This is a genomic window from Staphylococcus sp. 2S1, assembly GCF_046721335.1.
Classification (GTDB): domain Bacteria; phylum Bacillota; class Bacilli; order Staphylococcales; family Staphylococcaceae; genus Staphylococcus; species Staphylococcus equorum_A.
Genome location: NZ_JBEUUJ010000003.1, coordinates 882,210 through 909,081 on the forward strand (window position 1 = coordinate 882,210; position 26,872 = coordinate 909,081).

Here is a 26,872-nt window from a genome sequence, read left to right on the forward strand (position 1 = left end):
GTTTCGTATTGTAGTGCGCGCTTTCCGTGGATATGGTTTGAGACTGTGGTATTGAGATGGATGCCATTCTCATAAGGAGTCTTTCAAACAATACACATCATCCATAGGGCGCTGCTATTTTTTATAGACTAATTTACCGTTACAAATCGTTGCTTCAATTAAGTTGTTATCGAGTGTTACATCTTCCTCGAGAGGATTACGATTCAGTATGACAAAGTCTGCAACATGTCCAACTTTAATTGTACCTTCGTAGTCTTCTGTATGATTTAAACGCGTCGCATCTGCAGTCATCTTTTTATATGTGGAGCTGCGAGATAAACGTTGGTGGGCACCAAGTATCTCACCGTTTTTAGTTTTTCTTTCAACAGCAATCTGAATAGATTCTAAAGGAGAAATTGGTGTCACTGGCGCATCCGTATGCAAAGTAAACACCATGTTTTCATCTTCTGCCCATTTAACTGGGTCTAAATTTTGCGCTTTATCGCTGCCTAAAAAGACATCACGGTGTAAGTCACCAAAATAATACACATGATTAATAAAGAAAGAACCTCCAATATCATGCGCTGCCATTTCTTTAATATCTGAACGCGTTACTGTTTGTAAATGTTCAACTCTATTGCGCAAAGCGTTTGTTTTATACGCTGCTGTATCCTTATAAGCTTCTATCACAGTTTGGGCTGCATAATCACCATTTGCGTGGGTAATAATATTAAAGCCTAATTGCTGAAAATGTTTGAATTTTTCTGTCATCACATCTTGTGACATTAAAGGTTCAGGTGGTGTTGCGCCATCTAAGTAAGTACCTCTTATAGAAGCAGTTTGTAATTGAATAGATCCGTCATTAAAGAATTTTACGCCGCCTAAATGACTCATACGATCACTTTGCTGTTGAAAAGTACGATCAAGTGTTTCGGCATGGACGTCTTTAAATTCAGGATGTTTTTCCAATAATTCATGCGTAATCACCCGACGTGTGCGGATACGTTGAGGTGCGTTTAAAAATGTTAATATGCCTTCATAGTCTGTGTAGCCATTACCGCCGATGAGTAAATCAGACGTATTCGTTATACCATTTTTTACATAATCATCAATTGCTAAATTCATACTATAAGCGAAACTATCTGCTGTAGATTTAGGTAGTGTTGCTCTTAATTTAACAGTAGCTGGCAATTCAATAAGCACACCGTTGACATAGCCTTCTGAATCTCGTTGGTAATAACCACCTTCTGGATTATCGTCTGTTAGGTTAACACCCATAACTTCAAGTGCCTTGGTATTTACAGTAGCCATATGACCAGAGTAATGCATAATCGCAATTGCAGTATCCTGAGAAATTTGGTCTAAGTCAAAGCGATTAGGATGACGTTGTTCGGTTAAAGCTTTTTCATTATAACCGTAACCTATCAACCAACCGCTGTTAGTTAAGCTATGCTTATTGTCATTAAATTTATTAATTAAGTCTGTGATGTTTAGAATGTCAGAAGCAAGCACAATCTACCATTAATTTTGTTGAACCATAGCCTGTCGGATGACTGTGCGTATCTATAAAACCAGGTGTAATCCATTGTTGTTCCAAGTCTAGCGCACTGTCATCTTCTACGATATCTTCTTGTGGCACAATGTCAGAGATGACACCGTCATTTAATATTAGCGTGCCTAAAAATGGTTCATTATCTTCCATATCCAAAATCATTGCATTTACTATTTTTGAAAATTTCAAAGTAAAGCCTCCTACTTGTCTTTTGTATCCATTACATATACTAATCTTGAAAAAAAGTAAATTCAATTAATAACATATTTTAAAGGAGAATTTATTAGTTTAAAATATAAGTCTTTGAGTAGTATAAGTTTTAAATTCATGTTATGCGCATTTGTTTATTTTTAAAAAACGGAAAATAATTACAAATTTATGAATATAGAATGTGAATGTTGTGTGAAATAAGTTTCAATTTATTGTAAGTAATTGAAGTTCGTATAATAATGGATATATACAAAATATTAGGAGGGCCAATATGTTAACTCAAGAAGAGATACAAACAATTAAAGAAACAGTGCCATTACTAAAAGATAAAGGACAAACGATTACATCAATTTTTTATAAGAGACTCTTTGAACAACATCCAGAATTAAAAAATGTATTTAATCAAACTAACCAAAAAAGAGGATTACAATCTTCAGCACTTGCAATGGCTGTATTAGCGGCAGCTGAAAACATCGAAGATTTGTCACCGATTGTTCCAGCGATTATGCCTGTTGTATACAAACACTGTGCATTACAAGTTAAACCCGAACATTACCCAATTGTTGGTGAAAATTTAATATGGGCGATTGAAGAAGTGACTGGTCTTGAAGATGAAGATCCAATTATCCAAACATGGATTAAAGCTTATGGAGAAATTGCTGATGCGTTTATCGGTTTAGAAAAAGAAGTTTACAGCAATATGGCTTGGGATGGTTTCAAACCATTTGAAGTTACTGAAATCACTGAAGAAACTGAGATTATTAAAGCATTTACAATTCAATCAGAGGATATTGATTTAAGTCAATTTGTTCCTGGTCAATATATTACTGTAGATATTACGAGTGAAAAACTACCTTACCAAGCTAAGAGACATTACTCTATCGTTGATGGTGGTAAAGACTTCTTAACATTTGGAGTTAGAAAAGATGTTACTGAAGCGCATGAAGGTGAAGTATCAACAATTCTACACGATGAAGTGTCAGTTGGAGATACGTTAAGCTTATCTGCGCCAGTAGGTGGTTTTGCTTTAGCGAATAAAGAAAATAAACAATTATTCTTAGGTTCAGGTGTGGGCGTTACGCCACTTGTCTCTATGTATAAAGAAGCGGTCGACGCAGGTTTAGAGTCAACATTCTTACAATCAACATCTAATGCGCAAAATGTCGCTTTTGAAAACAAATTAAACGATATTTCTGATCGCGCTTCATTTGCACGTTTTGACACACATTTCCGTGATGAAGACGGCTTTATTGAAGTAGCACAACTACAACAATATGTAGATAATGAAACAGAAATTTATATTTGTGGTGGCGATTCATTCTTAAAAGCAATGATTTCTGAATTACAAACAATTGGCGTGCCAATGGATAATATTCATTTCGAAACATTTATTCCAAGACTTAGTTTTTCAGCATAATTATTAGATAAAATTGAATTTATTTTATGAACTAGCGCCAATGACATTTAATTGTTATTGGCGTTTTTGTCATTTGATTAAAAATAAATTATGATCTTATAAAAATTAAAATAAGAAAAATATTTTTAAAAAATAAGAAATGTTGATGTAACGTGTTTTACAACGTTGTTAATGAAAATTACATTATTATAATTATTATTTAAAAATAATTATCAAAAACATTTTGAACACGCTATGTTAAGCGCTTACATTTCACGAAATTATACTGTTTTTAATAGAAACTATAGTTTAAAAGTACGCTTGACATAAAAAATTACAATGAGTAAAGTATGTATCATAATTATTTTCGAATAATTCTAAAGACTAAAAATGATATGAATTTTAAACACAGCACATTAAAGAAAAGGGGATGAACCCATTAATGTCAGAGGAAAAAATAACATATGAGCACTTTAAAACCGACGCTTTTAGTGACTTAGATATTTCAGATGAAACTAAAGGTGCACGTCAGGTTATCGCATGGGCATATGAAACGTATGGTGATTCGATTGTTTATGCATGTAGCTTTGGTGCGGAAGGCATGATTTTAATTGATTTGATTTATAGTGTTAGAAAAAATGCTGAAATCGTATTTTTAGATACAGATCTTCATTTTCAACAAACCTATGATTTAATCGATAGAGTCAAAACGCGTTATCCAGAACTGAATATCAAGCTTAAAAAGCCAGAATTAACACTAGATGAACAGTCAGAGCAATTCAATTCTGCACTTTGGAAAAATGATCCTAATCAATGTTGTTACATACGTAAAATTAAGCCACTGGAAGAAGTGCTATCAGGTGCTACAGCTTGGGTTTCAGGATTGCGTAGAGAACAATCGCCAAGTCGTCAATTTACAAATTATGTAAACAAAGATGAAAGATTTAAATCAGTAAAAGTGTGCCCGCTTATTCATTGGACCTGGGATGATGTATGGCATTATATTAAAAAACATGATTTACATTATAACGAACTACATGATTTTAATTTTCCGAGTATTGGCTGCATACCTTGTACATCAGCAGTTTCAACTTCCGGAGACTCAAGGGAAGGTAGATGGAGTAATTCTAACAAGACAGAATGTGGTCTTCATACTACTGAAAAACCATAATTTAGATTAAGATTCTTTTTTTACTATTAATCCTTAGTATACACATCGGATATGTATAGAATGAAAGCAATATTTATTCAATAAATATATTATGAGTAAGATATAGAGCTGTTTTTCAGACATGAGCTTAGGACATGAATATATATATCAAACTCAATTATTAAATTGGCAATAGCTGACTGAATTGAAAATATGCTTATGCGAGGAGCTTCAGCCCTTGTATTTCATTTTCTAGTCATCCTTGTCGGTCTGGGCTCATACAACGAAATCTTATTAGAAAAATTAGATTTCTGTCCCACTCCCATAAAAACAAAAAAGAGGTGAACTTGCGGTGAATTTATCTGTATCAAATAGTCCATTTAATGAGCATCAAGCAGACCAACTCAATCAGGTCGTTAGCATTTTAACCACAGAACAAAAAGTTTGGTTGAGTGGTTATCTTTCAGCATATCAAAACACTTTAGTCAGTGATGCTGAAGCCCCACAGCAAGTAGCAGAATATGTATTAAACAGTGAGTCAGAAGACAATGTTGATAGAAATATAACAATACTTTATGGCTCAGAAACTGGTAATGCGCAAAGTTTGGCAGAAATTTTTGCAGATCGATTAGTAGAACATAACTACACTGTGAAATTGACTGCAATGGACGAGTTTAAACCTAAAGACTTGAAAAAAGTAGAAGATTTATTTGTGATTTCAGCTACGCATGGTGAAGGTGATCCACCAGATAATGCACTTACATTTCATGAATTTTTACATGGCAGAAAAGCGCCTAAATTAGAAGGTGTACGTTATTCAGTACTTGCTCTTGGAGATGAATCATATGAGTTCTTTTGCCAAACAGGGAAAGACTTTGATGCTAGATTTTTAGAATTAGGCGGCGAACGTTTAGTAGCAAGACGTGATTGTGATTTAGATTTTGATGAGCAAGCTGAAGCCTGGATGAATGAAAATATTCAACAACTCAACCAATCATCGAGTCACAAAGAATCAGTAATACTAGCAGAAACAGCACAGGCTACAAAAGAAAAGCGTTATTCCAAGTCGAATCCATATGAAGCAGAAGTATTGGAGAACATTAATTTGAATGGCCGAGGATCTAACAAGGAAGTAAGGCATATTGAGTTTTTACTAGATGACTATGGTGAGACATATGAACCAGGTGATTGCTTAGTCGTAGTGCCACAAAATAATCCGAATATTGTGGCATTACTTATTGAAACTTTAGGTTGGCATGCTCAAGACGAAATTGCTATTAATTCGAATGGTGACAAGCTCACGCTCGAAGAAGCATTACGAGATCATTTTGAAATTACTAAATTAACAAAGAACTTAGTGCTAAAAGCCTCAACGTTATTTGAAAATACGACATTAACCGAGCAAGTAGAGGATACGTTATGGATACAAAGTTACATAGAAGGTCGAGATTTAATCGATTTATTAACAGATTTTCCACCGAGTCAATTTAATTCACAGTCATTACATCAATTGTTAAGAAAGTTACCACCGCGAGAGTATTCTATCGCAAGTAGTTTTCAAGCAAATCCAGATGAAGTGCATATTACAGTCGGTGCAGTAAGGTATGAGGCTCACGAACGTGAACGTGATGGTGTTTGTTCCGTACAATTAGCCGAACGCTTACAACCCGGAGATAGTATACCAATTTATTTGAAGAAGAATCCTAATTTTAAATTTCCATTTAACGAAGAAATACCTGTAATAATGATTGGCCCAGGTACCGGAGTTGCACCATTTAGATCATATCTTCAAGAGCGAGAGGAACTTGGATTAACTGGTAATACATGGCTGTTTTTCGGAGAACAGTACTTTACTACAGATTTTTTATATCAAACAGAATGGCAAACTTGGTTAAAAGATGATGTATTAAGCAAATTAGATGTAGCATTTTCACGCGATTCAGAAGAAAAAATTTATGTGCAACATCGTATTGCTGAACAAAGTGCAACATTTTACGAATGGATAATGAATGGCGCCGCATTATATATATGTGGTGATGAAAAACAAATGGCTAAAGATGTGCATGAAACGATTCGCTACGTATTAGAACAAGAAGGCGGCATGTCTGAAACAGATGCCGAAGCGTATCTTACACAAATGAAAAAAGAAAAACGTTATCAAAGAGATGTTTATTAAAAGAGAGGTAGGGATGATGTATGGCTGAAACGAATGTGAGTTTTTCTGACAAACTCGATGAATTAGAACGTATCAAAGAGCATAGTAATTATCTCCGTGGCACGATTGTTGAAGGTTTAGCAGATAGAATTACTGGTTCGATTACAGAAGATGATACAAAACTTTTAAAGTTTCATGGCAGTTATATGCGGGACGACCGAGATATTAGAGATGAACGTCGTAAGCAAAAATTAGAACCGGCATACAGTTTCATGATCAGAGTACGTGCGCCAGGCGGTGCTTCAACGGCTGAACAGTGGATTGCGATGGACGATATTGCGAATACTTATGCCAATGGAACAATCAAACTTACGACAAGACAAGCATTTCAATTTCATGGCATTTTAAAGAAAAATTTAAAAAGTTCTATGCAAAGTATAAATCAGGCATTACTAGATTCTTTAGCGACCTGTGGTGACGTGAATCGTAATGTGATGTGTAATCCGAATCCTTATCAGTCTCATGTACATGGTGAAATTAATCAAATTGCGAATGACATCAGTCGACACTTGTCACCGAAGACGCAAGCCTATCACGAAATTTGGTTAGATGGTGAGAAAGTATTAGATACGAGTGATGCAGAACCTGAGCCAATGTACGGTAAAACATATCTTCCACGTAAATTTAAGATTGGTATTGCAGTGCCACCTTCGAATGATATCGATGTTTATTCACAAGATGTTGGTTTGATTGCCATTATAGAACAAGACGAACTCGTCGGTTTCAATGTAACGATTGGTGGTGGCATGGGAATGAAACATGGCAATACAGCTACCTATCCTCAAGTAGGTCGGCTGATTGGCTATTTTCCTAAAGCAGAAGTTGTGGACGTTTGTGAAAAAATATTAACAATTCAACGAGACCATGGTAATCGTGAAGACCGTACGAACGCACGTTTTAAATATACAGTAGATCGCAAAGGCGTAGAGTGGGTTAAAAATGAATTAAACGCACGTCTTGGATGGCAATTAGAAAGTGAACGACCATATCATTTTGACCATAATGGAGATCGCTATGGTTGGACAGAAGGCAGCGGTAAATGGCACTTCACGCTATTTATACAAAATGGACGAGTCAAAGATACGGATGACTATAAATTAAAAACAGCGTTAAGAGAAATTGCTCAAATCCATAAAGGTGATTTTAGACTAACCCCTAACCAAAATTTAGTTATTGCGCATGTTTCTGACAGTGAAAAGCCAAAGATAGAAAAAATCATCTCAGAATATAGTCTGACAGATGGCGAACATTATACAGGCTTAAGACGAAACTCTATGGCGTGTGTTGCTTTTCCGACTTGTGGTTTAGCGATGGCTGAATCCGAACGTTATTTACCATCACTTATTGGAAAAATCGAAGAATTATTAGATGAAGCAGGATTAAACGACGAAGAAATTACGATTCGAATGACAGGTTGCCCTAACGGATGTGCCAGACCCGCATTAGCAGAAATTGCATTTATAGGTAAGGGCCCAGGAAAATATAACATGTACTTGGGTGGCGGCTTTACAGGCGATAGATTAAATAAAATTTTCAAAGAAAATATAGCAGAAGCTGAGATTTTAGAAAGCTTGAGACCTATATTAATCCAATATGCGAAAGAAAGAAACGAGGGTGAACATTTTGGTGATTTCGTCATACGTGCGGGCATCGTAGCCGAGGTTAAGGACGGTCAAGTATTTCATAGCTAATAAATTGAGAAGGTGGTGTCAAGATGGGCAAAGTATTTTTAGTAGGCGCGGGTCCAGGCGATCCTGATTTAATCACAGTAAAGGGATTAAAAGCGATTCAACAAGCAGACATCATTTTATATGATCGACTAGTAAACAAAAAGTTATTAAGTCATGCATCGCCGCAAGCGAAGTTTATGTATTGTGGGAAAGACCCTTATCGTCATTCTTTATCACAAGAAGATACGAATAAGTTGTTAGTGAATTTTGCGAAAAAAGGTCAAACCATTACAAGATTAAAAGGTGGAGATCCTTTTATTTTTGGAAGAGGTGGAGAAGAAGCAGAAATTTTAGCAGAACATCAAATTCCATTTGAAATTGTGCCAGGTATTACATCAGGTATCGCAGACACCTGCATATGCAGGTATCCCCGTTACACATAGAGATTATAGTTCATCTGTTGCCTTTGTTACAGGTGTGATTAATAAGAATATAGATAAAGATTCGTATTGGAAACATCTTGCTCTCGGTCCAGAAACACTGTGCATTTATATGGGTGTCAAAAAATTACCAGAAATTAGTGAACTATTGATTAAACATGGACGTCCCATTGATACACCGGTTGCTTTGGTTCAGCTTGGTACATCAGAGAATCAAAAGACAGTGGTTGGTAACTTGATGAACATTGTGGAAGTTGCCAAAGATATTGAAAACCCGGCAATGATTGTCGTAGGCGAAGTGGTCAAATTAAGAGAACATATCAGTTGGTTTGAAGCGGGACAATCAGAAGCGTCACTTGCGAATTTAACATATCAATAGAGGGAGGTCTTAGTATGCGAGGCGTCTTATATGTCAGTCACGGTAGTAGGGTAGATGAAGCTGTTACAGAAGCTGTGAACTTTATTGAATCAGTTAAAAATCAAATCGATGTGCCATTACAAGAAACATGCTTCTTAGAATTAACACTGCCTAATGTGTCACAAGGTTTTCAGCGATTAGTTAATAAAGGAGCAACTGAAATTTCTGTGATACCCGTACTTTTACTAAGCGCAGGACATTATTTCAAAGATATACCGACAGAAATTCAACGAAATCAGCAAATGTACCCACATGTCAAAGTTTCTTATGGAAAACCATTAGGGGTACAACGCCGGTTAACTGAAATACTACATCAAAGAATTGAAGAAACACATATGACACCTAATATGGATGCGAAAGTATTGATCGTGGGCAGGGGAGTTATAATCCTCAAACACAAAAAGACCTCTCGACAATCAAAGCGCAGTTACAAGATAAAAATATTCATTTAGACATCGAAGTGTGTTATTTGGCTGCGTGTGGGCCTTCATTTGAAGAAGCGCTTCAAGATGCAGTCAATAAAGCACATTCACAAATATTTGTAGTTCCATATTTGTGGTTTACAGGTATTTTAGAACGTCACATAGCAACAACTATAGATGACTATCAAGTAGAGCATGGCATTGTACTGTGTGACCGACTTGGCAACCATAGTCATTTACAAATTGCATTAAAAGAACGTGTAGAAGCAACATTTGAAACTGTAAACCAGTAACAGTCTTAAGTACTCAAGATAGTAAGGAGTGACATAATGCCATTGATTCCACTCATGATTGATATTTCAAATAAGAAAGTCTTTGTAATTGGCGGGGGTAAAGTTGCAGAACGAAGAGTGAATACTTTAGTCAATTATGCCAAAGACATTCATGTGATTAGCCCCACTATTACTGAAAATTTGAAAGATATGGTTCAACACTCAGCAATAAAATGGAGTGAAAAATTATTTGAAATTAACGATATCCAGCAGGCAGATTTCATTGTTGTAGCGACAAATAGCGCATCTACAAATCAATGTGTATTGCAACATAAACCAAGTCACGCAATGATAAATATGGCTGGAGCATCGACCTCAGGTGATGTGGTATTTCCAAGCATATTACGACGTGGCAAGTTGACATTAAGTATTTCTACAAACGGTGCAAGCCCGAGCGCTTACAGCACAAATTCTCGCTGAATTTCAACAACAGTTTACGAGTCGTTATGAAGTGTATGTAGATTTCTTATATGAATGTAGACAACGCGTTAAACGGAGTTCGTTATCTTCATTAGAAAAGCAAAGATTTTTGAAATCAATTTTAGCAGATCGTTATTTGGAAAAAGATAACCAAAGAGATGTGGTTAAATGGCTTGATTCACTGAATTAAACACAATTCGGAAGGAGTATGACACATGTATAAGTTATTTATCTTCGCACTTGCAGGATTTCTCGCACAATTGATAGATGGTTCCCTTGGTATGGGATTCGGTGCATCTTCTTCCTCAATATTATTAACTTTCGGTATAGCGCCGAGCAATCGCATCTGCAACGATTCATTTTGCTGAAGTTGCAACAACTGCTGCTTCTGGCACAGCACACTGGAAGTTTGAAAATGTGCACAAGCCGACAATGATTAAATTAGCAATTCCAGGCGCAATTACAGCATTTATTGGAGCGGCGTTTTTAAGTCATATACATAGTAATTTAATTAAGCCTTTTATTGCTGTGTTTTTATTAACTATGGGTTTTTACATTTTATACCAATTTTTATTTAAAAAAGACAACCAAGTACAAAAAGATGCAAGTAAAATAGGGCGTTACGCTATGATTCCACAAGGCGCAATTGCAGGTTTCCTTGATTCAATTGGTGGCGGGGGCTGGGGGCCAGTCAACACACCATTGTTATTAGCTCAAAAAAAGTTAGAGCCAAGATATGCAATTGGTACCGTGTCTGCGAGTGAATTTTTCGTGGCACTCTCAGCATCAATTAGCTTTATTATCTTTTTAGGTTGGAGTCAGATTAATTTAGGTTTAGTGGTTTCATTGAGTATTGGAGGGTTGATTGCAGCACCTTTCGCGACTTGGCTTGTTAAAATTTTACCGGTGAATATCTTAGCGGTTTGCGTAAGTGGTTTGATTATCTTTACTAATAGTAGTTCTTTAATCAGCGTTTTTGACCCAACACCAGTAATATCCATAACAATTAAAGTATCGCTTATTGTCATTTGGATTATTTTAATTACTTATGCGTTATATCAAAATAAAAAATTATCATTTTCAATTTCTAAAAATAAAGCAAACACGAATGAACTAGATTAAAACATAAAGGAAGTGTATAAGTATGACATTAACAACAGAATCAATTGCAAATACGATTGAAGCACATGGTGGGAAACTCATTAACAGAGAAGTGAGTGACTTACTAAAAAAGGAATTATTGGCCGAGTCGAAATCATTATCTACTATTACACTGAATCCATGGAGTTTGTCAGATTTAGAGCTTATTGGTATTGGTGGGTTCAGTCCGTTAACAGGATTTATGAATGAAGCAGACTATACAAATGTAGTAGAAGACTTACATTTAAGTAATGGCTTAGTGTGGAGTATTCCCATCACTTTACCTGTAACTGAAGATAAAGCAAAGCAACTAGAGATAGGAACACGTGTCGCATTATATGGTGAAGACGAGCATTTATATGGCGTACTTGAATTAGAGGAAAAATATACGTACGACAAAGAGAAAGAAGCACAACGTGTATATGGTACTACAGACATTGACCACCCTGGTGTGAAGAAAGTATATGAAAAAGGGAATGTCTATCTTGCTGGACCAATCTATTTACTAGATCGACCAAAGCATGACGATTTTGTAGATTATCATTTAGATCCCGCTGAAACGAGACAATTATTTAATGACTTGAATTGGAAGACAGTTGTAGGATTCCAAACAAGAAATCCAGTACATAGAGCACACGAGTACATACAAAAAGCAGCTTTAGAATCTGTTGATGGACTATTATTGAATCCATTAGTTGGAGAGACAAAATCTGACGATATTCCAGCTGCTGTACGCATGGAGAGTTATGAAGTCATTCTTAATAATTATTACCCGGAAAATAAAGCACGCTTAGTCATTTATCCTGCGGCAATGCGCTATGCTGGTCCACGAGAGGCAATATTACATGCGACAGTAAGAAAAAATTATGGCTGTACACATTTTATTGTTGGACGCGATCATGTTGGTGTAGGTAACTACTATGGTACTTATGAAGCACAAGAGCTTATTTCTAAATATGAAGCAGAGTTAGGAATACAAATTTTGAAATTCGAACATGCGTTTTACTGCAAAACTTGTGAAAATATGGCGACTGCAAAAACATGTCCACATGACGCTTCCTCACATTTACATTTGAGTGGTACAAAAGTTCGTGAAAAGCTTAAAAATGGAGAATCACTACCTAAGGCATTTTCAAGACCAGAAGTAGCAGAAGTATTGATTAAAGGCTTGCAAGAGCAATAATTTAAAGGAGTGAAGTGAATGAACACATCTCAACATATTACATGGCATGAATCCGAAGTTAAAAAAGAAGAAAGACAACGCCGTAACGACCACAAAAGTGTATTGATTTGGTTTACTGGATTATCAGGGTCTGGTAAATCGACGGTGTCTGTTGCGTTAGAAAAAGCATTGTTTCAACGCCAGATACATACGTATAGATTAGATGGAGATAATATCAGACATGGACTTAACAATAATCTTGGGTTTAGTCCAGAAGACCGTACAGAAAATATTAGACGGATTGGCGAAGTAGGAAAGTTAATGGTAGATGCAGGGTTAATCACTGTTTCTGCATTTATTTCACCTTATCAAGCGGATCGTGACACGGTACGTAGCTTATTACAAAAGGACGAATTTATAGAAGTGCATACATTATGCAGTCTCGAGGAATGTGAAGCGAGAGATCCTAAGGGATTGTATCAGAAAGCTAGAAGTGGAGAAATTGCTGGATTTACAGGTATTAGTGCACCTTATGAAACACCAGAAACGCCAGAAATAGTCATAGATACAGAAAAAGATAGTATCGAGCAATCTGTAAATAAAATTGTTAACTATTTGAAAGTGTATCAATATATTTAGATAGATGAGTTAAATCTTGTGGTGTGTTGATTTAAGTATTAAATAAAGATAAAACACGAAAGGGGAATATGGATGGAAATCTTAAATATAATTGCTTATAGTTTGCTTATTATATTGATCTTAGTAGTGTTTTGTGGTGTTTTCCTAGTAAATAAAGGACAAGATAGAAGTTATTTTATGCTAGAGTTCAAAGTGATTGTAGTTATATTGTTCACATGCTTTATAGGCTTAGGTATAACATTAACAATTTTGGGTTATTTTGGAAAACTATAATAAATTAAAGGGCATAAGCGATTTATAATTGATTAGCATCTGTCTTTAATGTAGAGGGTTTTATGGTCATGTTAAAATAATCATGTTATAGTATATGAATTAATTTCTAATAAAATCTTTCTTTGTGTCTACAGTAAAATATAATTATAGTGACATATTGGAAGTAAGGAAGGTTTCGGACATGAATAAAACCATACAAGATATATCTAAAGTAGAACTTCATTGTCATCTCGATGGTTCTACAAGTATAGCGTTAATCAAGCAACTTGCTTCTGAACAAAATATAGTTTTAAAAGAACCCCGTTTGCTCGTAAGTGAAAATTGTGAAAGCCTAGATGAATATTTGCAGTGTTTTGATGAAATATTAAAAGTGCTACAGACAAAAGATAGTCTCAAAAGAGCTGTCTTAGATGTTGCGCAACAAGCGAGTAAAGATAATATAAAGTATATAGAAATTCGCTTTGCACCGTTATTGCATACTGAACACGACTTGTCGTTAGCAGATGTATTGAAAGCAGTCGAAGCGGGCGTCCAACTTGCAACAGAAACGATGGATATCAAAATTAATTTATTGGTTTGTGCAATGAGACAGCATGAAGCTACAGTGAATGAAGCGCTTTTCGATTATCTTGAGCAGAGAGATAGTGAAGTGGTGCGTGGGATTGATTTTGCAGGTCCGGAAGCAAGCATTTCCACCGGAAGATATTCGTACCACAATTCAATACGGTTTAGATAAAGGGTTTAATCTCACTTTACACGCCGGTGAATGTGGATGTATGCATAATGTTATGGAGTCTATTAAATTAGGCGCAAAACGTGTGGGTCATGGTGTTGCCATTAATGAAAATGAAGCTGCGTTACAAGAAATAAAGCGAAACAATGTGATGTTAGAAATGTGTCCGAAAAGTAATGTTCAAACGAAAGCGATAAAAGATTTAACAGAATTAAACATACCTTATTTGCTAGAGCAGGATATACCTTTTATTATTAACACGGATAATCGTACGGTCACTCAAACTTCACTAAATGAAGAGTATGCGTTATTAATGAAACATCAATTGATTTCAGTCGAACAGATTGAATTTATCAACTTAAGAGCAATCGAATATGCCTTTTTGTCAGATATTGAAAAAGAAAATTTAAAAGCAGTGATGCAATCATAAAAAAACGAACTTCCAATAGTTGGAAGTGCTCTTAAAGTCTCTGACTTTATTGGCAGTTTTTGTACATGCTTTCCGCGGGCACAGCCTCAGCCTGTAGTCTTCGACTAGTGCTTTCCCCGCAGGAGTCAGCCCAAATCACTGCCATTTTCTAAAACGAAGATATAACTGAATTAACAAAAAGAGAACTTCCGTTTCTAATAAGTGTTAAATAAAGAAATGAATCAACAAAGATGGTCTACGTTCTGAGAGAACTTCCAATAGCCGGAAGTTCTCTTTTTTGTATAACAAATTATGAACGGCCAGTTGCAATAAATAAACTCGCATCTTTATTCATAAATATATTTTCACCTTCATAAAATGTGTGTGATTGGACATGTGTTAAACCTAATTCAGTAAATAGTTGCTGGATATCCGTTTGTTCAAAGCCATTATAGACTTTTGGATGATATACATTTTCATTCTTATTAAAATCAACAAGAACGAGCAGACCACCAGGATTTAATTTCGCACGTAACGCTGTTAATAATGCTTTGTAATCACCGCTGTGAAGTAGTACTAATGAAAGGAAAACTACATCATAGGTAGCGTTAATCTGTGTTTCATCTGAAAGAATATCACCTACATATGCGTGAATCTGTGTTTTGCCTAGTTCAGCAATTTTGCTTTCAAACACCTTGATCATTTGAGGTGCAAGCATCCATCATTGTGACTTCGTCAAAATGACGCTCTATATTTAATGTTACTAGACCAGTGCCGCCACCATAATCTAATAGTGACTGATATGAAGTGTTTTCGAACACCTTTTTCACTTCGGTCGCAATTGTATCGGCAAGATATATTCTACTCGGGCCATCGTACTTTTGAGCAATTTGATCAAAACGGTCTTTATTCAAGTTAAAACTCCTTTGTTGAGTGAAATTATTATAAAAAAATCATTCATTTATATAATGGTTATTATAGACATGTTAAGTCGTTAATAGAGTTTATCACAAGATGAAAAGTAGCACAATGTATATTATTTAAAACAGTATATTTAATAATATGAAAATACATGTGTTCAAATAAGTATTAGGTGAGCCTAAAGTATGATTGAGGACATGTTAAAAATATGTTTTACTGGAGTCTATCAGTCATAATGAGGTGAAGTCATGAAGCGATTTTTAACACTGGCGCGCGGGCGTTTAGAAGGTTTGGATTTTAGTATGATTCTCTGTTTTATCATACTTGGTATTATAGGTGTAATGATGGTTTACAGTGCGAGTATGGTATCCGCATCTAAAGGCGCATTAACAGGCGGTGTGCCTATCGAAAGTAATTATTTTATGAAAAGACAATTGCTCTTTTTGGTATTGGGTGTAGTTATTATTATATTTATTGGTAGTTTCGTTAACATTAACGCTTTTAAAGAGAACAATGTACAGAAAATGATGGTGTTAGGTACATTGTTGCTATTGCTAATTACTGTGTTAATTGGTAAGGAAATCAACGGTTCCAAAAACTGGATTAATTTAGGTTTGTTTAGTATTCAATCTTCAGAATTTTTAAAGCTAACCTCAATTTTTTACCTTTCCTATGTGATTAACCAACGTGTATCGAGTCGAAGGGATTATCAGTTGAAACATCTCATTCCACCACTAGGCATCATCGGGATAAGTTTATTACTTGTCTTAATGCAAGGGGACTTGGGCGGTACTTTATTAACAGTAGCGATTATTGCTTGCATACTGATTTATTCAGATTTAAAAAATAAGGTAAAAATTCAAATCATGGCAATCGCAGTGATTCCAATTGTATTTTATAGTATTTATACATTGATTTTTGATGCTAAAAACCTTTACAGATTAAGACGTATTCAAGTCATGATCGACCCATTTAAATACGAAAAAGATGATGGGTATCAACTTACGAGTGCTTTAACAGCAATTGGAAATGGCGGATTTACTGGCAAAGGTCTAGGTAATGGTATTGCTAAATTAGGGTATTTACCAGAACCGCATACTGATTTTATTTTCACGGTTATTTCAGAGGAATTAGGTTTACTAGGTGTATTATTTATATTACTGATTTATGGCTTTATATTAGTTAAAGGACTTATATATGCAAATAAAACCACAAATCAATTTTATAAATTAATTTGCGTCGGTGTCGTAAGTTATTTATTTATGCAAGTGTTCATTAATTTAGCAGGAGTCTCTGGCATCATTCCTTTAACGGGGGTAACATTACCGCTATTAAGCTATGGCGGATCATCTATATTGAGCATAAGCATTGCCTATGGAACGCTATTAGCAGTAGCTAGAAGAATTAATAATGAAAGGAAATTAAACTAAGTGAGAGACTATTTGAAAATGATTTTAATAAGTTTGTGCTTATTGATACTCATGATATGTATACATATAGATTTAACTGATCCATTAGATAATTTTATTTATCAATGGTTACATGGAACGATTAACTCTAATAGTGTCGTTGTATATCTTGAAATAATTTCTAATATATTTGAGCCGTTGCACTGTTTAATCATGATATTGATGATTTTAACACTCGTATTTTTTTATAATCAATTTAAGTTTTGGTGGTATGGATTTTGGTGTTTCAGTGTTTTGTTGATAGGCACATTTTTTAAATATATTATTCAACGACCAAGACCTGATATCAGTATAGATGGCTATAGTTTTCCAAGTATGCACGTGTTAAGTGTCTGTCTACTGGTGAGCCTCATATTATTGTTGAAAAATAATAAATGGCTAACGCTCATATGCTTATTATTGATCATTTCGATTATCGTTTCTAGAATATATCTACGTGCACACTTTTTTACAGATACAATAGGTAGCATACTCATTATAGGGATTATGCTTCAAGCTTTGAAATTGGGTAATGCAACTTCAACTACAACTAAAAATAATAGGTGACATTACTAGCCATGTGTAAAAACACCTCTTTATCAGGTTGTCGACAACGACTTCTACTTTGTTAGCAGTTCTTTTGTGCACGCTTTCCGCGGGCACAGTCTCAGCTTGTAGTCTTCGGTTAGTGTTTTATTAACGAGTTAGAAGTCGGCTCAAATCACTGCTATTTTTAATTTAATAAACCCGCAATAACAATGAACAAATCAAAACAAAATTTAAAGGCTTGTCTCCTACAAAAATTGGGAAACAAGCCTTTAAAATTATATGCTAAAGCAAAGTACAGCTTTTAAAATTCAGTACATATTCAGGTGTTTTGATATATTGTGACTAGCATGATTTGAAATTTATTCTTCCATTACTTTGTTTATAATTTCTGTTGCATTTAAATTTAATATATTACTTGGTGTGACTTGGTCAATGTTACGATTGAACATCGTTTTTAATTTTTCTACTTCTTCTTTTTCACCGACTAAATAGAGTAGGTGCCAGCCTTTCTTCTTAGCATTTTTCTCAATAGTAGCGACTAAACTTTTGAACCAACGCTCTTGATTAGCTTTCACACGTTCTTTATATTCATCTCTTTGCGCGCCACCTTGAGTTAAATCATCGCCTTGTGGTCCAGAATGTTCTCTCCAATCATTAGTATCTAAATCTAGAGTGTAATAATCTTCGTCTACAATTGTACCAATTTCAGTTTCAATTACACGTGCTTTGTCTTGTTGTAAAACTAAAATACCAGTGTAAGGATAGCTTTGTTGTAATGATTTGAGCTGATCTAATTTGGGTTTTGTGTCCCATTTAAATTCCGTTTTTATAGAAATGTTGACGTGTTTTTCGAACCTTAATGACTCGTCGGCAGTCATAAATAAAATAAGACCTCTTTTTAAATTAGGTTCAGCGCCTTGTATTTCAGTTTCTACTTTATTGATAATATCTTTTGCTTGGTTTTTTTCTTCGTGATTGTCACTGCTTTTTGTTTTGTCTGATAAGTCTTTCAAGGCATTTTTTAATTCAATTTTCCACTTTGTTCCTTGTTCGGGACTGGTATCTAAATAAATTGAGAATACTTTTTGATTTTGTGACTTACCATCGAATTGTTCCAAGTTATTAATTTCTTCTTGTAAAAGCATTATATATCACCCTTCATAATTCTTACATACTATATATTTTGCCTTTTTTATAGAAGTTAAACTTTAGATATATTATCAGATCGTATTAGTAAATAAATATAAAATCTTAATAATAATTTTTTACAACAATAAAAGTTAATTTTAAGATTTTAAAAGTGTTTAAAAGCGTTTTCAAAGGGAAAATTAACTATAATATTGGAAAAAGATAACTTGAATTGAAAATTCACACGAATAAAGGGGGAGTATGTATGGCTACGCTACTATTTCTTGTAACGATACTTTTCATATTAGTCATTTACTTACTTGTTAAGCTAAAGTATACAAAGGATTTTAAAGTGTCAAAAGATAAGCGTCACAGAGAAAGACGAATTGAAGAATTTGTACAAAGTGCCTATAAGATAGATAACTTAGAAGCAATACATCAAGGGCGTGCGCATCTCGAACTCATTTATAAACGTAAGACAGTAGATGTAAGAAAAGATCAAGTTATTTTTGTTGAAGATGAAGCGGAAGAAAAGGTTGAAACGCAATTTGAAATGACAGATAACATGGTCAGAGATGAATTGTTCGATTTAATGTTAGAGGATACTTATTTTTATATAACTGAAAATCGATATAACAGTTTAATGATTAAGGCAAAAAATTAATATATTAATAAGTTGAAGTATTGGAAAGGGAGGATTCTTATGGCACCGGTTGTAAAACCTTATACAAATGACGCGGCTTTAGTAGCGGATGTGAAGGCTTTAAAAGATCGTGGTATTGGTAGCCAAGATATATACGTGCTATCAGATGATAAAGATCGAACTGCAGAGGTTACTGAAAATATAAAAGTTACAGCAGTTGATTACAATAAAGTTGATATAGATGAAGATTTTGATTCGAAAGCTGAAGAATTAAGAGAAAAGCTTAGCATATTAGGCGTTCCTTCTAGTGATGCAGATCACTGTGAGGCAGAAATGAAAGAAGGCAATATCATTTTAATTGTTACTGATTTTAGAGTTAAAGGACTGTTATAAATCGTGTAAAGGGTGGTGTGTATGACCCTACTTAAAATTAATGATTTAACAAAACGCTTTGGTAAATTCTATGCTTTAGATGGCGTGGATTTAGAACTCAATGAGGGTGAAATTTATGGCTTTATTGGACCAAACGGGGCTGGGAAATCAACGACAATCAAAGCAATATTAGGTATGTTGAAACCAACGCAAGGTACTATTGAAATTTTTGACAAAAATGCGCTGAAAGATGCAGTAGCCGTGCATAAAGATCTTGCTTTTGTGCCTGGGGATGTCAATTTTTGGCCAAATTTAACTGGTGGAGAGATTATTGATTTCTTTCTTAGTCTTCATCCTAAAGCAAATCACGATAGAAAAAATGAATTAATTAAACGCTTTGAATTAGATACTACTAAAAAATGTAGTGCTTATTCTACAGGAAATCGTCAGAAAGTAGCGTTAATTACTGCGTTTAGTATTGATGCAAAATTATATATCTTAGATGAACCTACTTCTGGTCTTGATCCTCTAATGGAAGAGGTTTTTCAAGAATGTGTAAGAGACATTAAAAATAATAACAAAAGTGTATTACTCTCAAGTCATATTTTAAGTGAAGTAGAAAAATTGTGCGATCGCGTAGGTATTATCCGTAAAGGGAAGATGATAACTTCTGGGACTTTAGACGAGATGCGCCATCTTACACGCATGCAATTCACCGTAGAAAGTGGACAGCAATTAGGCGCGTTAACACAAGTGACAGGTGTGCATAATGTGAGGCAAGAAGGCAACACATATTATTTTGAAGTTGATTCAGATAAAATTTCTGCTGTCATTGAATATCTAAGCCACTTTGAAATTAAAAAATTAGAATCTACGCCACCAACTCTAGAAGCAATATTTAAACGATATTATGAAGCAACAGATGAAGTAGGTGAATGATATGAAGCAATCATTTTACCAAACCTCAAAGTTATTTTATTTTTATGTAAAAAGAAATAGTAAAAAAATGATTTTATGGGTGGTTTTATTAACTGCTTTAACGTTAATGATTCCACCTGCTTTTGAGTCGATGTACCCGAGTCAATCTAAGATGAGTCCTATCATCGAGATGTCAAAAAATCCTGCGATGCAAGCGATGCTCGGACCGGCTGATTTTGATGATGTAAATATTGGTGTGCTTTTTACGCATGAAATGACTTTATTCACAGCAATAATGGTAGCAATTATGAATATTTTAATAGTATCTCGAGACACACGTGGCGATGAAGAAGACGGTAGAATAATCATTTTAACTGCTTTGCCGATTGGTAAACAAGCACCTTTGATGGGACATCTAATTCAAAATTTATTACTTAATGTCAGCCTAATCATATTACTCACTTTAGGGTTAGCGTGGTTAAACGTTGAGGATATAGATTTAGTAGGTGCATTTTTATATAGTTCAGCTTTAGGTGTATTTGGTATGATGTTTGTTGCGTTGACCATGTTCGTTGCCCAATTTGTATCATCTAGTAGTGAGACGACTGGTGTGAGTATCGCTTTATTGCTCATTATGTATTTGATTAGAGCGTTTGGAGATGTAGCCAATGAGACGCTATCTATGTTTTCACCAATGGGCTGGTTGTCTAGAACTTATGCATTTTCAGAAGATCATTGGTGGCCGGTGTGGTGCATTTTAGGCCTTACAGTTATCATTGCTATACTTGCCTTTGTGTTAAATGGTTTGCGTGATATCGATGCTAAATTATTACCACAGAAAAAAGGGAGCCAACATGCGAAGTGGTACATGAAGTCTCCACTAGGTTTACAAATCAGATTACAAAAAATGATTTTTTATATTTTGCTATTGGATTATTTATACTTGGGTTATCTTATGGCTCTATTTTTGGAAATTTAGACGACTTTTTAAAGATAATCCATTATTACTGTCAATGTTAGAAAATCCAAATGGGGATTACGTCGAACAATTTTTACCGCAACTGATGTTGGTGATGGCGATAATCAGTACGGTTCCTACGCTGTTAGCTTTATTTAAAATAAAGAAAGGGATAGATAAAGGATACGCGATGCTTGTATTAGCCAATCCGCTTTCGCGTATCAAGTACTTACTGAGTTTTCTAATTATCAGTGTGGTGAATGCGGTAGTGATGATTTTTGTCGCAGGACTCGGTTTGTATGTTGGCCAATTCTATTCAATGGATACACCACTCGACTTTAACATGGTCATTCAATCGGCTATTGTCTATATACCAGCCATACTGAGTTTTGTTGGTATAGGAACTGTCGTAATTGGATGGGGCATAAAGTTAACGACTTTAGTCTATGCTTATCTCGCTTATACTTTTTTAGTGAATTATTTAGGTACTTTACTGAATGTGAAAGATTGGATGAAAGATATCACACCATTTGAGCATATACCAAGTTTGCCTATAGATGATTTTACAAGTGGGCCGATGATTACCCTTTTGCTTATTTTCATTATTCTGTGTGTCATAGGTGCGTTCGGATTTAACAGAAAAGATATATAATGACTATAATAAAAATGATTATGTATAATGACAAATCGTAATGTGAATTGAATATAATCACTAAAAAGAGTTGCCAAATTGTTGGTAGCTCTTTTTTGCCATATTAAATACTATTTCATAATCGCTTGCCAAGGGCACATCCACGGCCGCCATGTGTTCAACTCGTGTTAAATTGTTTGGTGCGAGGTAGGCCTTTATTATGTACACCACCAATATATAAAATATAGATTATTGCAAGAAAGTGAAGTGTTATATTACTATTTAATAGTAATAAAAAATAATGAAAACGCATAATTCATTATCACTTATAAGGATGTATTATCAATTCAAATGATATATTGAACATTTAAATATAGACTTTAATCATTTTTACGTTATAATAGATTATAATAATTACAAATAGATAATTATTGTAAAGAAGAGTAAGTTAGTGGAGGTGCACTTAACATGAAACGTGTAGCATTATTATGTATGTCTTATGGTACGCCATATAAGGAAGAAGATATTTTACCTTACTATACGCATATCAGACATGGACATGAACCAAGCCATGAAGCATACATAGATTTGAAAGATAGATATGAATATATTGGTGGCGTATCACCTTTAGCAACAACGACTGAAAAACAAGCTGAAACATTATGTCATACACTTAACGCAATGACGAGTGACATAAGCTATGAATTATATATAGGTTTGAAACATATACATCCATTTATTGAAGATGCGATAGATGACATTAGTGCGGCAGGCATAGATGAAATCGTCAGCGTAGTTTTAACGCCGCATTATTCTTCATTTTCAGTAGAAATGTATAACCAGCGCGCATCTCAATATGCAAATGAGAAAAATATTAAAGTAACGACATTGGATCAATTTTATAAAGAAGAGAAATTCATTCAGTATTGGGTTGATTCAGTAAATACACAATTGAATTTAATACCTGAGGAAGCGCATCAAAAAACAGCAATTATCGTTTCTGCGCATAGTCTTCCAGAAAAAATATTGGAACATAATGATCCTTATCCAAGTCAGCTTGAAGAAACAGCACAGTTAATCCAATCACGAATTGGACATAACCATGTTTTTAATGGTTGGCAATCTGAAGGTAACACTGGGGAACCTTGGATTGGACCAGATGTGCAAGATTTGACTCAAACATTACATGAACAATATGATTATCAAAACTTTATATACGTTCCATTAGGTTTTACATGTGAACACTTAGAAGTCTTATATGATAACGATTATGAATGTAAAAAAGTTTGCGATGATTTAGGTTGTAATTATTATAGAGCTGAAATGCCTGGCTCAAATCAACTGTTTATTGAAAGCATCGCAAATGCAGTCATCAATAATTATAAAGAAAAGAATCACTTAACTGCGGTAAATTAAAGGAGATAATATAATGAGTAAAAAACTAACAGGATTATTTGGTGCACCAGTAGGAGATAGAGAAAATAGTATGACAGCAGGCCCTAGAGGTCCGCTTTTAATGCAAGATATATATTTCTTAGAACAAATGGCACACTTCGATAGAGAAGTTATTCCGGAACGTCGTATGCATGCAAAAGGTTCTGGTGCGTTTGGTACATTTAAAGTAACAAATGATATTACACAGTACACTTGTGCAAGTATTTTTTCTGAAGTTGGCAAAGAAACAGAAATGTTCGCTCGCTTTTCAACAGTAGCAGGTGAACGTGGTGCAACAGATGCAGAACGTGATATTCGTGGGTTTGCATTGAAATTTTATACAGACGAAGGTAACTGGGATTTAGTTGGTAACAATACACCAGTATTCTTCTTCAGAGACCCTAAATTATTCGCAAGTTTAAACCATGTTGTTAAACGTAATCCAAAAACAAACATGAGAGATCCTCAAGCAAACTGGGATTTCTGGACATTATTACCAGAAGCGTTACATCAAATTACGATAGTGATGTCAGACCGTGGTATTCCTAAAGGTTTCAGAAATATGCATGGCTTTGGTTCTCACACATACTCTATGTACAATGATAAAGGCGAGCGTGTTTGGGTTAAATTCCACCACAGAACGCAACAAGGGATAGAAAACTATTCACCTGAAGAAGCAAGACAAGTTATAGCAAATGACAGAGAGTCTTCACAAAGAGATTTATTTGGAAACATTGAAGAAGGTAACTTCCCTAAATGGAAAATGTACATCCAAGTAATGACTGAAGAACAAGCACGCAATCATAAAGATAATCCATTTGATTTAACAAAAGTTTGGTATAAAGACGAATACCCATTAATCGAAGTAGGAGAGTTTGAATTAAATAGAAACCCTGAAAACTATTTCCAAGATGTTGAACAAGCAACATTTGCACCAACAAACATCGTTCCAGGGCTAGACTTTTCACCAGATAAAATGTTACAAGGGCGTCTATTCTCATATGGCGATACACAAAGATATCGTTTAGGTGTAAACCATTGGCAGATTCCTGTTAACCAACCTAAAGGTGTAGGTGTAGAAAATATCTGTCCATTTAGTAGAGATGGACAAATGCGTATTTTAGATGATAACCAAGGTTCAAAAACACACTACTATCCAAATAGTAACGGTGCGCTTGAAGACCAACCGCAACACAAAAAACCAGGTTTAGACATTCAAGGCCAAGCGTTCGAATATGATTATCGTGAAGATGATGATAATTACTTTGAACAACCAAGTGAATTGTTCCGTAGAATGTCACCTGATAAACAACAAATATTATTTAATAATACGGCTAATGAAATGGGCCCAGTTACTGATCCACTAAAACACCGTCATATTAGACATTGTTATAAAGCGGATCCAGACTTACGGTCAAGGTGTAGCAGATGCTTTAGGTATTGATATTAATACTGTAGACTTAGAAGTTGCAGACTAATTGAAAAGGTAGGTAATCGAATGATATTAGATAATATTAATCCAGAAGATTTATTTCCAACTGAGAAACAAGGGCCTTCCGTTTTAGGAAATATGGAATACCCTGTTCAAGGAGAAATAAAAGTATACGAAGCGGCTTATGTCGCAACAAATGAACGTCTTATATTAAATGTTGATATGGGCGGCCAGTTTTACTATAGAAACATTAGATATGACGAAATTGAAAATATCGAATTAGACGGTAATGTATTAACGATGCGCTTTAGCATTGGCACATTTTCTTTAACAGATTTAAATAAAGAAGATGCTGAAAACTTTGTCGCTTACGTAGAACCTAAAAAATATAATTAGTAATTTGATTTCAATAGATAGTATGAATTATTATAAACCCCCTTCACAACCATTTAAATGGTATTGCGAAGGGGGTTTTGTTGTTTGAAATATTTGGTTTGCTTAAGTTGTTTATAACGCAGTAAGACCGCCATCGATTACAAATTCAGAACCTGTAGAGTAACTCGCGTCATCTGAAGCTAAAAAGATGACCATATTAGATACTTCTTCAGTTAGAGCAACACGACGCATTGGAATGGTCTTCGCGAATTGTTCGACTGCTTCTTTAACACCTTCTTGTTCAATCATAGGTGTCTGAATTACACCGGGATGTACTGAATTCACACGTATATTATAGGGTGAAAGATCTCTTGAAGCAGCCTTAGTCATGCCGCGAACTGCAAATTTCGTATCTGTGTAGCCAATTGCACCACCAACAAGTCCATTCATAGAAGATATGTTAATAATTGAACCTTGCTGTTGCGCTTTCATAGTTGAAGCGACTGATTTCATACCTAAAAATACAGAGACTTGATTGATGTTTACAATTTTCATATAACTTTCTAAACTGAGTTCTTCTATTGGCGTGTTATAAGTAATGCCAGCATTATTTACTAAGACGTCTATTTTGTCCCATTTTTGGATTACTGTATTTACTACATTTTGCCAATCTGCTTCATTAGAAACATCATGTTTAATAAAAAGTGCATTGTCCCCAAGTTCCTGTGCAACTTCTTGACCCAGTGTTTCATTGATGTCAGTAATCACAACTTTTGCACCTTCATGCAATACTTTTTCAGCGTGCATTTTCCCCATACCTTGTGCTTGCGCCAGTAATAACTACAACTTTATTATCTAATCTTTTCATAATTTAACTTCCTCCCATGATGAATTCACTATTATTATATAATTTAACAGTAAATACATTAAAAGTTAACTGTTTAGCATTAAGTATTTTACTGCTAAACTAATTTTGTATATACTATTATTATATCAACGTATTTAAGGAGGCATATCATGGAAAAGAATAACTTTTTCGAACTCATTCATAATGCTGAGTTATTTAATGACGCGACAATGACACTTTTTATGAAACAATTTAATATGAATGTTAATATTTCACAAATTATTGCCTTATCTAAACTTAAAGAGCATGGTGCGCAGAAGCCATCCGCGCTTGCGCAGTCGCTTGGTTATACTTCTGGTGCAATTACCGGTTTAACAAACAGACTCGTTAAAGAAGGCTACGTAGTAAGGGCACATCAAGAAGAGGATAGACGTTCCATTTTAATCACGATTACTGCAAAAGGACTGGATTTGTTAGAAGAAGCGCAAAAACAAGGTCAAAAAATGAGAAATGAAATTTATGCAGTATTAAATGATGAAGAAGTGACGGAATTACTTAACATTCAGAAGAAACTTTATAGTCATGTCAAACAATTGAATAAATAAGATTTTATACGTACAAAAGAAAGAGCGAAAATATTCTAATATTAAAAAATG

At 34.7% G+C, this 26,872-nt stretch carries 24 protein-coding genes and 6 pseudogenes; 24 read left to right on the forward strand and 6 right to left on the reverse strand.

From position 1 onward, the window contains the following. Window positions 1-114 precede the first annotated feature (114 nt). Window positions 115-1,491: an amidohydrolase gene (locus ABLV90_RS04680; protein ID WP_460872262.1), complete on the reverse strand. Its 1,377-nt coding sequence runs from the start codon at window positions 1,489-1,491 to the stop codon at window positions 115-117. Further along, the gene (locus ABLV90_RS04685) at window positions 1,478-1,720 is read right to left on the reverse strand and encodes a hypothetical protein (RefSeq protein WP_460872263.1); all 243 of its coding nucleotides are present in this window, start codon (window positions 1,718-1,720) and stop codon (window positions 1,478-1,480) included. Before ABLV90_RS04685 ends, ABLV90_RS04680 begins: the two co-directional genes overlap by 14 nt. 292 nt (window positions 1,721-2,012) lie before the next feature. On the opposite strand from ABLV90_RS04685, the gene ABLV90_RS04690 reads away from it, so the two are divergent. The 13 genes and pseudogenes from ABLV90_RS04690 (at window position 2,013) to add (ending at window position 14,581) form a co-directional block, all read left to right on the forward strand. After that, window positions 2,013-3,158, forward strand: a complete 1,146-nt coding sequence (locus ABLV90_RS04690; RefSeq protein ID WP_069814921.1) for a globin domain-containing protein — start codon at window positions 2,013-2,015, stop codon at window positions 3,156-3,158. Between the two features lie 421 nt (window positions 3,159-3,579). Then, entirely contained in the window at window positions 3,580-4,308 is a 729-nt protein-coding gene (locus ABLV90_RS04695; protein ID WP_069814909.1) for a phosphoadenylyl-sulfate reductase, read from the forward strand. Window positions 4,309-4,639: 331 nt separating this feature from the next. Next, complete coding sequence (locus ABLV90_RS04700) at window positions 4,640-6,463, forward strand: assimilatory sulfite reductase (NADPH) flavoprotein subunit (RefSeq protein WP_069814907.1); 1,824 nt, start codon at window positions 4,640-4,642, stop codon at window positions 6,461-6,463. 20 nt (window positions 6,464-6,483) lie between these two features. Beyond that, complete coding sequence (gene cysI, locus ABLV90_RS04705) at window positions 6,484-8,193, forward strand: assimilatory sulfite reductase (NADPH) hemoprotein subunit (protein ID WP_460872264.1); 1,710 nt, start codon at window positions 6,484-6,486, stop codon at window positions 8,191-8,193. 23 nt (window positions 8,194-8,216) lie between these two features. Further along, window positions 8,217-8,991, forward strand: a pseudogene (cobA, locus tag ABLV90_RS04710) (uroporphyrinogen-III C-methyltransferase). A gap of 14 nt (window positions 8,992-9,005) precedes the next feature. Continuing rightward, window positions 9,006-9,745, forward strand: a pseudogene (locus ABLV90_RS04715) (sirohydrochlorin chelatase). 36 nt (window positions 9,746-9,781) lie between these two features. Then, on the forward strand, window positions 9,782-10,204 hold the full coding sequence (locus ABLV90_RS04720) for an NAD(P)-dependent oxidoreductase (protein WP_460872265.1): 423 nt from the start codon (window positions 9,782-9,784) through the stop codon (window positions 10,202-10,204). A 31-nt stretch (window positions 10,205-10,235) separates the two neighbouring features. After that, window positions 10,236-10,394 carry a hypothetical protein gene (locus ABLV90_RS04725; RefSeq protein WP_460872855.1) on the forward strand — a complete coding sequence of 53 codons (159 nt, stop codon included), beginning with the start codon at window positions 10,236-10,238 and terminating at the stop codon, window positions 10,392-10,394. Window positions 10,395-10,419: 25 nt separating this feature from the next. Then, a pseudogene (locus tag ABLV90_RS04730) lies at window positions 10,420-11,326 on the forward strand (sulfite exporter TauE/SafE family protein). Between the two features lie 22 nt (window positions 11,327-11,348). Further along, a complete protein-coding gene (gene sat, locus ABLV90_RS04735; protein WP_460872266.1) occupies window positions 11,349-12,527 on the forward strand; it encodes a sulfate adenylyltransferase in 1,179 nt (392 codons plus the stop codon). Window positions 12,528-12,545: 18 nt separating this feature from the next. Continuing rightward, complete coding sequence (gene cysC / locus ABLV90_RS04740) at window positions 12,546-13,145, forward strand: adenylyl-sulfate kinase (protein ID WP_427705596.1); 600 nt, start codon at window positions 12,546-12,548, stop codon at window positions 13,143-13,145. Between the two features lie 72 nt (window positions 13,146-13,217). Further along, a complete protein-coding gene (locus tag ABLV90_RS04745; RefSeq protein WP_069832263.1) occupies window positions 13,218-13,418 on the forward strand; it encodes a hypothetical protein in 201 nt (66 codons plus the stop codon). A gap of 181 nt (window positions 13,419-13,599) precedes the next feature. After that, window positions 13,600-14,581 (forward strand): annotated as a pseudogene (gene add, locus ABLV90_RS04750) (adenosine deaminase). A 289-nt stretch (window positions 14,582-14,870) separates the two neighbouring features. Here the strand turns inward: add and ABLV90_RS04755 are convergent. Further along, window positions 14,871-15,278 (reverse strand): class I SAM-dependent methyltransferase, encoded by a 408-nt coding sequence (locus ABLV90_RS04755; protein ID WP_460872267.1) that lies wholly within the window; start codon window positions 15,276-15,278, stop codon window positions 14,871-14,873. Next, a complete protein-coding gene (locus tag ABLV90_RS04760; protein ID WP_460872268.1) occupies window positions 15,247-15,474 on the reverse strand; it encodes a hypothetical protein in 228 nt (75 codons plus the stop codon). The genes ABLV90_RS04755 and ABLV90_RS04760 overlap by 32 nt, the downstream gene beginning before the upstream one ends. 255 nt (window positions 15,475-15,729) lie before the next feature. On the opposite strand from ABLV90_RS04760, the gene ABLV90_RS04765 reads away from it, so the two are divergent. After that, on the forward strand, window positions 15,730-16,911 hold the full coding sequence (locus ABLV90_RS04765; protein WP_460872269.1) for an FtsW/RodA/SpoVE family cell cycle protein: 1,182 nt from the start codon (window positions 15,730-15,732) through the stop codon (window positions 16,909-16,911). Between the two features lie 51 nt (window positions 16,912-16,962). Continuing rightward, window positions 16,963-17,496, forward strand: coding sequence for a phosphatase PAP2 family protein (locus ABLV90_RS04770; RefSeq protein WP_427708266.1), 534 nt, complete (start codon window positions 16,963-16,965; stop codon window positions 17,494-17,496). A 341-nt stretch (window positions 17,497-17,837) separates the two neighbouring features. Here the strand turns inward: ABLV90_RS04770 and ABLV90_RS04775 are convergent, their stop codons facing one another. Further along, window positions 17,838-18,623 (reverse strand): VLRF1 family aeRF1-type release factor, encoded by a 786-nt coding sequence (locus ABLV90_RS04775; RefSeq protein WP_460872270.1) that lies wholly within the window; start codon window positions 18,621-18,623, stop codon window positions 17,838-17,840. A 248-nt stretch (window positions 18,624-18,871) separates the two neighbouring features. Here ABLV90_RS04775 and ABLV90_RS04780 point away from each other — a divergent pair, with 248 nt between their 5' ends. The 8 genes and pseudogenes from ABLV90_RS04780 to ABLV90_RS04815 all read left to right on the forward strand — a co-directional run bounded on the left by ABLV90_RS04780 (window position 18,872) and on the right by ABLV90_RS04815 (window position 25,390). Beyond that, a complete protein-coding gene (locus ABLV90_RS04780; protein ID WP_427708270.1) occupies window positions 18,872-19,270 on the forward strand; it encodes a hypothetical protein in 399 nt (132 codons plus the stop codon). 39 nt (window positions 19,271-19,309) lie between these two features. Then, window positions 19,310-19,642 carry a YflT domain-containing protein gene (locus tag ABLV90_RS04785; RefSeq protein WP_069814880.1) on the forward strand — a complete coding sequence of 111 codons (333 nt, stop codon included), beginning with the start codon at window positions 19,310-19,312 and terminating at the stop codon, window positions 19,640-19,642. Window positions 19,643-19,663: 21 nt separating this feature from the next. Further along, complete coding sequence (locus ABLV90_RS04790; RefSeq protein ID WP_427708272.1) at window positions 19,664-20,560, forward strand: ABC transporter ATP-binding protein; 897 nt, start codon at window positions 19,664-19,666, stop codon at window positions 20,558-20,560. Between the two features lies 1 nt (window position 20,561). Then, window positions 20,562-21,518, forward strand: a complete 957-nt coding sequence (locus ABLV90_RS04795; protein ID WP_460872271.1) for a hypothetical protein — start codon at window positions 20,562-20,564, stop codon at window positions 21,516-21,518. Window positions 21,519-21,612: 94 nt separating this feature from the next. Further along, on the forward strand, window positions 21,613-22,149 hold the full coding sequence (locus ABLV90_RS04800; RefSeq protein WP_427708276.1) for a hypothetical protein: 537 nt from the start codon (window positions 21,613-21,615) through the stop codon (window positions 22,147-22,149). Between the two features lie 447 nt (window positions 22,150-22,596). After that, on the forward strand, window positions 22,597-23,544 hold the full coding sequence (gene hemH / locus ABLV90_RS04805) for a ferrochelatase (RefSeq protein WP_427708278.1): 948 nt from the start codon (window positions 22,597-22,599) through the stop codon (window positions 23,542-23,544). Between the two features lie 13 nt (window positions 23,545-23,557). Further along, window positions 23,558-25,040 (forward strand): annotated as a pseudogene (locus ABLV90_RS04810) (catalase). A gap of 20 nt (window positions 25,041-25,060) precedes the next feature. Further along, complete coding sequence (locus tag ABLV90_RS04815) at window positions 25,061-25,390, forward strand: PH domain-containing protein (protein WP_460872272.1); 330 nt, start codon at window positions 25,061-25,063, stop codon at window positions 25,388-25,390. A gap of 111 nt (window positions 25,391-25,501) precedes the next feature. On the opposite strand, the pseudogene ABLV90_RS04820 reads toward ABLV90_RS04815, so the two are convergent. Then, window positions 25,502-26,237: pseudogene (locus tag ABLV90_RS04820) on the reverse strand (glucose 1-dehydrogenase). A 149-nt stretch (window positions 26,238-26,386) separates the two neighbouring features. Between ABLV90_RS04820 and ABLV90_RS04825 the strand changes: the two are divergent. Further along, complete coding sequence (locus ABLV90_RS04825) at window positions 26,387-26,821, forward strand: MarR family winged helix-turn-helix transcriptional regulator (RefSeq protein ID WP_427708284.1); 435 nt, start codon at window positions 26,387-26,389, stop codon at window positions 26,819-26,821. Window positions 26,822-26,872: the final 51 nt, after the last annotated feature.